The following is an 11,220-nucleotide window of genomic DNA, read 5'->3' on the forward strand; positions in this document are numbered from 1 at the left end:
CGGGCGTCTCATCCCACAGCCCGCAACACTGCACGCCAGGCTGGATCGTTACCATGCCGGTGGACGGATCGCGGACACCGGAACCGGGGATGCGGTGTCGCGTGCCGCCGCCGTGCCGACGGAACCCTCCGCGGCAGCAGGGTGGCGTACAGCGTCGAACGAAGAACGTCGAGCGGGGAACGTCCGGCACCAGCGCCGGACGGACAGCATCAGCATCAGCAGCGAGCGATCGAACAGAACGGCGAGGGCGAAACGAGTGAGTGAGCCGGCACGGCACTCGGGCCTGGGGGCGCACCGACGGCCCGGACGGGCCACGGGCCCCCACGGACGTCCCGCCGACGGACGGAGCCCGGGCCGCCTCGCCCGCCGCTTCGCCGCCGCCTTCGGGGCCGCCCTGACCCTGTTCACGGCCGCCCCCGCCACGGCGCTCCCGGCCGGCGGCAACATCCGCCCGGCCGCCGACGCCGCGGCCACCGCGGAGTACCCGGTGGCGCTGACCATCGAGACGGTGACCCCGCAGCTCGCCGTGCCGAACGGCACCGTGTCCATCACCGGCCACGTCACCAACTCGGGCAAGTCGGCACTCAAGGGCGCCCACGCTGCGGTCCGCAAGCCGGCCTCCGACAAGCCCCTGCAGCGGCGCAGCGAGCTCCAGGGCGTGGCCTCCCGCACCACGCCGAAGGGCGAGGACGGCACCGAGCTGGACAGCCCGCAGTACGCCCTGCCGGAGCTGAAGCCCGGGCAGAGCCTGCCGTACACGCTCAGCGTCGCGGTGAGCGACCTCGGGCTGTCCGAGAACGGCGTCTACGAACTCGCGGTGGACGCCTGGGGCTCGACCGCCGACAACCCCCGCGACCGGGCCCTGGGCATCGCCCGGACCTTCCTGCCCTTCTCCCAGGGCGGCACCGAGGCCCAGCCGACGAAGGTCACCACGCTCTGGCCGCTGGTGCACGCGCCGGTGCTGGCCGCGCAGACCGCCGCCGACAACGACCAGACCCTCCCGGTGCTGCGCGACGACAGCCTGGCCACCGAGTTCGCGCCGGGCGGCCGGCTGTACGAGCTGGTCGACTCCGGTTCCAAGCTGACCGGCCTGACCTGGGTGATCGACCCGGACCTGCTGGACGCCGCGTTCGCGATGACCGGCAAGTACCGGGTGCAGAAGCCGGTCAGCGAGGCGGCGGGCAAGCCCGCCAAGGAGGACAACACCGTCTCCCACGACGCCTCGCCCGCCGCCGAGGCCTGGCTGAACAAGCTGCGCGCGGCCGTCGCCAAGTCCGGCAACCAGGTCATCGCGCTGCCGTACGCCGACCCGGACCTCGCCTCGATCGCCCACAACGGCGCCGACCTGACCGGCATGGGCACCGCCCTGGACAAGGCGGCCACCGCCGGGCGGCTGACCGTCGAGGGCCGGCTCTCCGTGGACACCCGCTCCGACGTGGCCTGGCCCTACCAGGGCTACCTCGACCAGCAGATCGCCGGCATCGCCCGGCAGGCCGGCAGCAGTCTGGTGCTGGTCAACGGCGCGAGCATGCCCGACCCGGACTCGGTGAACTACACCCCGACCGCGGTGCGCCCGATCGGCAACGGGCAGAGCGCCGTGGTCGCCGACGACACGGTCTCCTCGCTCTTCCAGAAGGACCTGAGCACACCGAAGGACCAGACCGACGCGGCCCAGCGGTTCCTGGCCGAGACCTTCACGATCACCCACGAGCAGCCGCAGAACCAGCGCGGCCTGCTGGTCATGCCGCCGCGCGAGATGACCGCCGCCACCGCCAAGGTGCTGGCGGGCGCGCTGCAGACGGCCACCGACAAGTGGCTGGCCCCGGTGAAGCTGGACGCGCTGGCCCAGTCCGCGCCGGACCCGAAGGCCAACACCACCGTCCCGTCGTCCGCCGACTACCCGACCCAGGTCCGGGCCACCGAGCTGTCGGCCGACGCCCTGAGCGGCACCGACACGATCCAGCGCGGCCTGGACACCCTGATGCGGGTGCTCACCCTGCCGCAGCGGGTCCGCGGCCCGTTCAGCGCTGCCATGGTCCGCTCGCTGTCCACCGAGTGGCGCACCCAGGCGCCGGCCGGCGACAACTACCGCCGGGGCGTCGGCAAGTACCTGACGGAGCTCACGGAGGCCGTCCAGGTGCCGAAGAAGACCGTGGTCACCCTGGCCGGGAACACCGGCCAGCTCCAGGTCAGCGTGCGCAACGACCTCACCCAGACGGTCACCAACCTGAAGCTGCGGCTCACCTCGAACCAGCCGAACCGGCTGCGGGTGGGCAAGGACGAGGACCTCGTCCTCCCGGCCTCGCAGAGCGTCACGCTGCGCTTCAACGCCGAGGCCCGCAACAACGGCCCGGTCACCATGACCGCCCAGCTGTACACCACCGGACCGGATCCGCAGCCCTACGGCGCTCCCCGGGTCTTCACGGTCGAGGTCACCTCGGTCACCAACGGGGTGCTGTACGTCTTCGCCGGCGCCGCCGTACTGCTGGTGCTGGCCGCGCTGCGCTTCTTCCGCCAGCGCAAGCGGCACGGCGGCCGGCCGCACGAGGACGGCGACCAGCCGGTCGGCGACGGCCCGGCGACGGACGGCCCGGACGGCGCCGCCGCGGCCCGGCCGGAGGAGCCACAGGAGCCGGAGGCCACCGGACCGGACCCCGCCGGGGACGGTTCCACGGGGGGCGGTCCCGCGCAGACACCGCGCGCCAGCAGCCCGGATGGCCGGGATCGGGCCACCGGTGATGAGAAGGTTGGTCCTTGATACCGCCGACCACCCGCGACGCCGGGCCGGCCTCCCCCCACGACAGCGAAGAGGTGACATGACCGGGCGCAGCGAGGAGCGGCCGCCGGGCCGCGGTGAGAGCCGGCCGGGCGCCGAGTCGCCGTCCGGCGACTGGTACGTGGCCGACACCTACGCCCAGGACCCGTACGCGGCCGGCGCGTACGGGACCCAGCAGGACGGCCAGGACCCGTACGGACTGCAGGCCGGACGGCCCGCCGCGGCGCCGCCGCCGGCCACCGCGTACGACGTGCCGCCGCAGCTGCCGCCGCAGGGCGGCGGCTACCCGACCCCGGTGCCGTCGACGCCGTTCTCGCCCCCGGTGCCGCCCGTGCAGCCCGGCTGGGACACCCCGTCGGCGCCGGCCGGCTGGCCGCCGCAGGCCGGTCCGGCCGCCCCGCAGTGGGGCGCCGCCGAGCAGCAGCAGCCGCAGCCGCAGTGGCAGCCGGGACCGGCGCACTCCGCCTGGGACACCGAGACCACCGAGTACGTCGGGGTGGACGCGCTGTTCGGCGGCGGCCACCAGGCCGAGGCGGTCGGCCCGCAGCCCGGGCCCCGGCCCGCCCCGGTCCAGCCCGTCCAGCCGGTCGTGCCCCAGGCCGCCCAGGTGCCACCGGGCACCCCCGCGCCGTACCCGCCGGTCGGCGGCCATCAGGGGCATCCGCACGTCGGTCCGGACGGGCAGCGCCCCTTCGTGCCGCCGATCGAGTTCGACCCGCCGCTCTCCGAGGACGAGGCCACCATGCAGGTGGCCGCCGTCGCGGTGCCCCCGGCGGTCGAGCCTCGGGCGGACCTCGCCGAGGAGCGGAGCGCCCAGCCCGCGGCCGCCCCCGCCCCGGCCGCCGCGGGCGGCGGCAAGGTCGCCGGCCTGCTGAACTCCAGCGCGATCATGGCGGCCGGCACCCTGGTCTCCCGCGGCACCGGCTTCCTGCGGACCATGGTGATCGCCGGCGCGATCGGCATCGCGGTGATGGGTGACTCGTACAACGCGGCGAACACCCTGCCGACCCTGCTGTACATCCTGATCGGCGGCGGCGCGCTGAACGCGGTCTTCGTGCCGCAGCTGGTGCGCAGCATGAAGAACGACGAGGACGGCGGCACCGCCTACGCCAGCCGACTGCTCACCCTGGTGATGGTCGGACTCGGCGGCGTGGTGTTCCTGGCGGTCCTCGGGGCACCGCTGCTGGTCCAGGTCATCGCCCACCCGATGATGACCAACCCCGCCCGCGCCGACACCACGGTGGCGCTGGCCCGCTACTGCCTGCCGACCATCTTCTTCATGGGCGTCCACGTGGTGATGGGGCAGATCCTCAACGCCCGCGGCCGCTTCGGCGCGATGATGTGGACCCCCGTCCTCAACAACATCGTGGTGATCTTCACCTTCGGCGCGTACATCTGGGTCTACGGCGGCTACAACGGCACCCAGGTCACCCCGGAGAACATCTCCCCCGAGGGCGTCCGGCTGCTCGGCCTGGGCACCCTGCTCGGCCTGGTGGTCCAGTCGCTGGCGATGGTCCCCTACCTGCGGGCCGCGGACTTCCACTTCCGGCCGCGCTTCGACTGGCGCGGCCACGGCCTGGGCAAGGCCGCCCGGCTGGCCAAGTGGACCTTCTTCTTCGTGCTCGCCAACCAGGCCGGCTACCTGGTCATCACCCAGCTGGCCACCGCGGCCGGCAGCGCCGCCGAACAGGGCGGCCACGGCGGCGTCGGCCTGTCGGCCTTCTCCAACGCCCTGCTGATCTGGCAGCTCCCGCAGGCCGTCATCACCGTCTCGATCATGAGCGCGGTGCTCCCCCGGCTCTCCCGGGCGGCGGCCGACGACGACGCCGGAGCCGTCCGCGACGACCTGTCGTACGGGCTGCGCACCACCGCGGTGGCGGTCGTCCCGGCGGCCTTCCTGTTCCTGGCGCTCGGCCCGGCGATCGGCCGCTCGATCTACGCGGTCGGCGGCGGCGGTACGGCCCTGAACAACGCGACCAACGTCGGTCTGATGCTCTCGGCCTTCGCGCTCGGGCTGATCCCGTACTCGGCGCAGTACGTGATGCTGCGCGGCTTCTACGCCTACGAGGACACCAGGACGCCGTTCTCCAACACCGTCTGGGTGGCCGCCTGCCAGGCCGGCTTCTCGCTGATCTGCTGGGTCGCGCTGCCCGCGCAGTGGACCGTGACCGGAATGGCCCTGGGCTACGGCCTCGCGTACGCCGTCGGAGTGACGGTCGCGGTGCCGAAGCTGAAGAAGAAGATCGGCGGCCTGGACACCAAGCGGATCGGCAAGACGTACAGCCGGCTGGCCGCCGCCTGCGTCCCGGCCGCGGCGGTCGGCCTCGGCGTCAGCCTGGCGGTCCAGCAGGTGCTCGCCGGCTGGGCGGGCAGCGTGCTGTCGGTGGTCCTGGCCGGTGGCCTCCAGCTGCTGGTGTTCGTGTTCATCGCGAAGCGCCTGCGGATCGAGGAGATGAACGCCATGCTGGGCATGGTCCGCGGTCGACTGGGCCGCTGACCGACCGGCCAACCGGCCGGACCGGCGGACGCCCTGACCGGGCGTCAACCCGGGCGACCACCGCCTCCGCCCGTCCGGCCGCATTCCGGGCCGCCACCGCCACCGGGAACGCCCGGGCCGCGACGTGGCGGCCCGGTGTCGGATCTGCACGACATCTCTCCACCCCAGGGCAACCGAGGTGACGTCCCAGCGGTCGTACCCGGTGGAGAAGAGTGGGCACAATTGTCCTGGAGCACAGGGCGGCCTATCCGCGCGCTCCAGCGACTCTCTCGGCCGGGGCGACACAAGGGGAGGCAGGACCACGGTGGCTGATGGCACCAAGGCGGTCGTCGACACGTCAGCAGCTGACGCGGCGGCGGACGAGGCCGCGCTGGCTGCGGCGATCGACCAGCTCGCGGGCGGGAAGACCGCCCCGGCGGGCACCGCCGACGCCCCCTCCGCGGACGCCTCCGCAGACGCCCCCGGGGCCGGTCCCACGGCCGGCGCCCGAGCCGGGGCGAAGGCCGGCTCCGAGGCGGACTCCACGGCCGCCTCCAGGGCGTCGTCCGCGTCGTCCAAGACCTCCTCCGAGGTCTCCTCCACGACCGGGGAGGAGAACGCCGCGAAGGACGGCGACCGGGACGCCGAGCCGGCCCCGGAGGCCTCCGTCGGCGAGGAGACCTCGGAGATCACCGCCCCGCTCTCGGTCCACGAGATCGCCGCCGAACTGGCGGCCGGCACCCCGCGGAAGAAGCCCGCCCCCGCACCCGCCGCCTCCGACAAGCGCCGCCCGACCGACCCCCAGCCCACCGTCGACCCGCGCGACACCGCCACCCTCCCGCGCACCCTCCCCGCGCCGATGCGGCACAGCGGCGACAAGATCGGCAACCGCTACCTGCTCGAAGAGTGCATCTCCCAGACCGAGACCTTCAGCAGCTGGCGCGCCGTCGACGAGAAGCTGCGCCGGGCCGTCGGCGTCCACCTGATGGCCTCCGGCCACCAGCGCGCCCGCAAGGTGCTGGCCGCCGCCAAGTCGGCCGCCCTGCTCGGCGACCCGCGCTTCGTCCAGGTGCTGGACGCCGTCCAGGAGGGCGAGCTGGTCTTCGTCGTGCGCGAGTGGCTCCCGCACGCCTCCGACCTCGCCAAGCTGCTCACGGACGGCCCGATGGAGCCGCACGAGGCGTACCAGATGGTGCGCCAGGTCGCCGACGCCGTCGCCGCCGCCCACCGCCGCGGCCAGGCCCACCTGCGGCTCACCCCGCGCTGCGTGCTGCGCACCGACAGCGGCCAGTACCGGATCAACGGCATCGCGGTGGACGCCGCCCTGCGCGGACTGCCCCCGGAGGACTCCACCGAGGACGCCCAGCGCGCGGACACCCGGGCGATCGGCGCCCTGCTGTTCGCCGCGCTCACCCACCGCTGGCCGTACCCCGAGGACCGCTACGACCTCCGAGGGCTGCCCAGGGGCCTGCAGAACGCCGCGCCGGACCAGGTCCGCGCGGGCGTCCACAAGGGCCTGTCCGAGCTCGCGGCACGCGCCCTGTTCGACCACCCGCCGCACCACGCCCAGCCGATCACCACCCCGGAGGAGCTGGTCCGGGCGATCGCGCAGATGCCCCGGATCCGCCAGCCCGAGCCCGAGCTGCCCGCCTTCCCGGCCCCGCCCCGGCACAACACCCACGCCCTGCCCACCGCGCCCAACCCCACCCGGGTCGCCGACACCACGGTCGCCCCGCTGCCGGCCTCCTCCCGGCCGACCGCCGCCCGGCGCACCAAGCGCCGACTGCGCCGGGTGGTCAAGGCCACCGCCTGGACGGTCGCGCTGGGCGCGATCGGCGTCGCCTCCTGGCAGTTCGTCGGCAGCCTGCGGCACACCGGTCAGGCCGTCGCCACCCCGCAGCCCTCGGTCAGCACCGCCGCGCCGAGCGCGCACCCGACGGCGCACGCGCCGGTGCCGATCGGCATCAAGGGCGTGGAGTCGTACAACCCGCTGGGTGACGGGCTCCAGGGCGTCGAGAGCATCAAGAACGCCGTCGACGGCGACCCGGGCACCGCCTGGACCACCGGCTGGTTCGTCGACCAGTTCGGCCCCAAGCCGCCCGCCCTCCAGTCGGGCACCGGCCTGCTGGTCGACCTCGGCTCGCCGCAGTCGGTGTCCTCGGTGACCGTCCAGTTCCAGGGCGGCGAGCAGACGGCGGAGCTGCGGGTGCCCCCCGCGGCCGTCGCCAACCCGTCGCAGCTCAAGCCGGACGGCTTCACCACCCTCGCCAAGAAGTCCGGCAACACGGTCGACTACACCCTCGACTCCCCGGTCACCACGCGCTACCTCTTGATCTGGCTGACCGCTCTGACGAAGGATGGCGACGGCAAGTACCGCGGCCACGTCGCCGAGGTCAAGGTCTCCGGCTGACCGCACCCCAGCGCACCGGAACGACGGCAAGGGGTCGAGGGGTGACAGTGGCGGACGACGACGCGGTGCTGCTCGCCCGGCACGTCGCCGGCGACCCGCACGCCTTCGGGCACCTGGTGAACCGTCACCGCGACCGGCTCTGGGCGGTCGCCCTGCGCACCCTGGGGGACCGCGAGGAGGCCGCGGACGCCCTCCAGGACGCCCTGGTCTCCGCCTTCCGCGCCGCCCCCGGCTTCCAGGGCCGCTCTGCGGTCACCACCTGGCTGCACCGGATCGTGGTCAACGCCTGCCTGGACCGCGCCCGGCGCAGCGCCACTCGGCGCACCACCCCGCTGGACGACGACCCGCAGCGGCTGGACAGCCTGGTCGGAACCGCCGAGCCGGCCGACTCCCCGGTGGTCCGCGCCGAGGTGCACCGCGAGCTGACCGCGGCCCTCGCCGAGCTGCCCGTCGAACAGCGGGCCGCGCTGGTCCTGGTCGACATGCAGGGCTATCCGGTCGCCGAGGCCGCCGAGCTGCTGGGCGTCCCGGTCGGCACGGTGAAGAGCCGCTGCGCCCGGGGCCGGGCCCGGCTGCTGCCGCTGGTCCGGCACCTGCGGGACCAGGACGGCGGGGCGCGGGATGTTTCACGTGAAACGCCGGGGCGCGCGGCCACGGGGCGCGGCACGCCCGGACGCGGGGCCACGGGGCGCGGGGCCTCCGGCTCACCCGGCGCGGCCCCGCCGCCGCGCCACGACGCCCCGGGGAACCCGACCGGCCCCCGCACCGTCACAGGAACAGGCCCGAGCACCGGCCGCACCATGCTGGAAGGAGATGCGAGCACCCGATGACCGCCCCCGTCTCCTCCCCCGAGCCCGCCGGCGCCCACCCCTCCGTCGAGGAGCTCGCCGACCTCGCCGAGGGCCTGGTCGAGTCCGCCGCGGCCGCCGCGCTGCACCGGCACCTGAACGGCTGTGCCGAGTGCCGCGAGACCGTCGACGCGCTGGCCGAGGTGCAGGCGCTGCTCGGCGCCGTCGAACCCGAGCCGGTGCCCACCGACATCGCCGCCCGGCTGGACGCCGCCCTCGCCGAGGCGGCCCTCGCCGAGGCGGCCCTCGCCGAGCGGCCCCAGGAGGGCCCCCCGCAGCCCTTCCCCGCCACCCCCCGGGCGGAGGCCTCGGCCACGCCCGTACGGACCGCCCCGGCACCCTCGGCCCCTCCGTCCCGTCCCGGCTCGTCCGCGGGCCCCGGCTCCTCCGGCCCCGGCCGCCCCCGGCCCCGCCGCCGGCGGTTCGCCGTGCTGCTCGGCGCGGCCGCCGCGCTGGCCGCCTTCGGCCTCGGCGGGGCCCTGCTGCTGGACCACTCCGAGAACACCCGAACCTCGGCCGCCTCCGCCGCCTCGGTCGGATCCCCCGACGACCGGAGCGCCCGCACCCCGCACCTGGCCGGCCCCGGCACCGTCTACCGGGAGGACCAACTCACCGCGCAGGTCCAGCAGTTGCTGGCCCGTTCCGGCGCCGAACCCGGACTGCGCGCCACCGGCCCGGCCCGGTCCGACGCCGCCCCCGCCGAGGGCGTCCGGCCGGAACCCTCCGGCCCGGCCTCGCCCGCCGCACCGGCCACCCCCGCAGCCTGCCGGGCACCCGCCCCGGGCACCCCGCTGGCCACCGACCGGGGCAGCTACCAGGGCTCCCCGGTCGAGGTCCTGGTCTACCCGGCCCCCGACCGGCCCGGCTTCGTCGACGTCTACCTGCGTTCCCCCGACTGCGGCCCGGTCCTCCTGCACCGGACCGTCCCCGGCCACTGAGCGACCGTTCCCAGCCACCGGCAGGCCGTTCCCATGCGATCGACGACCAGGACGGCACGCCGCTTCCGGAGTTCGGGCACCTGGTACTGATCGGCCTGGGAATGCGAGACACTGGTCAGTCGTTGTCCCGGGCGGCGGAGCAGGACCGCCCTCCCCGCAGCAAACGCGGGTCGCGATGCGAACCAGGAGAAGCAGTGAGCGACGTCCGTAACGTGATCATCATCGGTTCCGGCCCGGCCGGGTACACGGCTGCGCTCTACACGGCCCGTGCCTCCCTCAAGCCGCTGGTCTTCGAGGGGGCCGTCACCGCCGGTGGTGCGCTGATGAACACCACCGAGGTCGAGAACTTCCCGGGCTTCCGGGACGGCATCATGGGCCCCGAGCTGATGGACAACATGCGGGCGCAGGCCGAGCGCTTCGGCGCCGAGCTGATCCCGGACGACATCGTCGCGGTCGACCTCACCGGTGACATCAAGACCGTCACCGACTCCGAGGGCAACGTGCACAAGGCCCGCGCCGTGATCGTCACCACCGGCTCCCAGCACCGCAAGCTGGGCCTGCCGAACGAGGACAAGCTCTCCGGCCGCGGCGTCTCCTGGTGCGCGACCTGCGACGGCTTCTTCTTCCGCGACCAGGACATCGCGGTGGTCGGCGGCGGCGACACGGCCCTGGAGGAGGCGACCTTCCTCTCCCGCTTCGCCAAGAGCGTCACGATCATCCACCGCCGCGACACCCTGCGCGCCTCCAAGGCGATGCAGGAGCGCGCCTTCGCCGACCCGAAGATCCGCTTCGAGTGGGACAGCGCGGTCGAGGCCATCCACGGCGACCCGAAGCTGACCGGCGTCACCCTGCGCGACACCACCACCGGCGAGACCCGCGAGCTGGCGGTCACCGGCCTGTTCATCGCGATCGGCCACGACCCGCGCACCGACCTGTTCAAGGGCCAGCTGGAGCTCGACGCCGAGGGCTACCTGAAGGTCGACTCCCCCTCGACCCGCACCAACATCGAGGGCGTCTTCGGCGCCGGCGACGTCGTGGACCACACCTACCGCCAGGCCATCACCGCCTCCGGCACCGGCTGCTCCGCCGCGCTGGACGCCGAGCGCTACCTGGCCGCGCTGGACGACGCGGAGAACAAGGCCGCCGCCGTCGCGGTCTGACCTCCCTCGCCCCGAGCGAACCTCCAGCGGGGGTGTTCCACGTGAAACACCCCCGCCCCGGCCAGGCAGAAACAGAACGGGCCCGCCCGTTGTTCACCTGGCAGCAGCCCCCTCCGTCCTAACCCGAGGAGTTCCCGTGGCCGGCGCCACCACCACCGTCACCGACGCGACGTTCAAGTCCGACGTCCTGGACAGCGACAAGCCCGTACTGGTCGACTTCTGGGCCACCTGGTGCGGCCCGTGCCGTCAGGTCGCCCCGATCCTGGAGGAGATCGCGGCCGAGCAGGGCGACAAGCTGACCGTTGCCAAGCTCGACGTGGACGCCAACCAGGTGACCGCCGCCGAGTACAACGTCATCTCGATCCCGACCCTGATCCTCTACAAGGGCGGCCAGCCGGTGAAGCAGATCACCGGCGCCCGTCCGAAGGCCGCGCTGCTGCGCGAGCTGGACGGCCTGATCTAGGTCTTCCGGTCACCGGTCGTACGGCGGCGGGGGGGGCCCCCCCCGGGGGGGCCCCCCCCCCCGGGGGGGGGCCCCCCGGGGGGGGGCCCCGGGGGGGCCCCCCCCCCCCCACACACCCCCCCCCCCCCCCCCCCACCCCCCCCCCCCCC

Annotated in this window: 7 protein-coding genes; all 7 read left to right on the forward strand. The window is 74.6% G+C overall.

Features of this window, described 5'->3' with window-relative positions:
• Nucleotides 1–256 precede the first annotated feature (256 nt).
• The 7 genes from ACIRVF_RS16695 (at nt 257) to trxA (ending at nt 11,071) form a co-directional block, all read left to right on the forward strand.
• Nucleotides 257–2,758: a DUF6049 family protein gene (locus ACIRVF_RS16695; RefSeq protein WP_402817428.1), complete on the forward strand. Its 2,502-nt coding sequence runs from the start codon at nt 257–259 to the stop codon at nt 2,756–2,758.
• 58 nt (nt 2,759–2,816) lie between these two features.
• Complete coding sequence (gene murJ, locus ACIRVF_RS16700; protein WP_402817430.1) at nt 2,817–5,273, forward strand: murein biosynthesis integral membrane protein MurJ; 2,457 nt, start codon at nt 2,817–2,819, stop codon at nt 5,271–5,273.
• Nucleotides 5,274–5,577: 304 nt separating this feature from the next.
• Complete coding sequence (locus tag ACIRVF_RS16705; protein ID WP_402817432.1) at nt 5,578–7,662, forward strand: serine/threonine protein kinase; 2,085 nt, start codon at nt 5,578–5,580, stop codon at nt 7,660–7,662.
• A 41-nt stretch (nt 7,663–7,703) separates the two neighbouring features.
• The gene (gene sigM / locus ACIRVF_RS16710) at nt 7,704–8,492 is read left to right on the forward strand and encodes an RNA polymerase sigma factor SigM (protein WP_402817434.1); all 789 of its coding nucleotides are present in this window, start codon (nt 7,704–7,706) and stop codon (nt 8,490–8,492) included.
• The gene (locus ACIRVF_RS16715; protein ID WP_402817436.1) at nt 8,489–9,448 is read left to right on the forward strand and encodes a hypothetical protein; all 960 of its coding nucleotides are present in this window, start codon (nt 8,489–8,491) and stop codon (nt 9,446–9,448) included. Before sigM ends, ACIRVF_RS16715 begins: the two co-directional genes overlap by 4 nt.
• Before the next feature lie 194 nt (nt 9,449–9,642).
• Nucleotides 9,643–10,608, forward strand: a complete 966-nt coding sequence (gene trxB / locus ACIRVF_RS16720) for a thioredoxin-disulfide reductase (protein WP_402817438.1) — start codon at nt 9,643–9,645, stop codon at nt 10,606–10,608.
• 136 nt (nt 10,609–10,744) lie between these two features.
• The gene (gene trxA, locus ACIRVF_RS16725; protein ID WP_402817440.1) at nt 10,745–11,071 is read left to right on the forward strand and encodes a thioredoxin; all 327 of its coding nucleotides are present in this window, start codon (nt 10,745–10,747) and stop codon (nt 11,069–11,071) included.
• Nucleotides 11,072–11,220 lie beyond the last annotated feature (149 nt).

Origin of the sequence: Kitasatospora sp. NPDC101157, assembly GCF_044768255.1 — a bacterium.
Taxonomy (GTDB): domain Bacteria; phylum Actinomycetota; class Actinomycetes; order Streptomycetales; family Streptomycetaceae; genus Kitasatospora.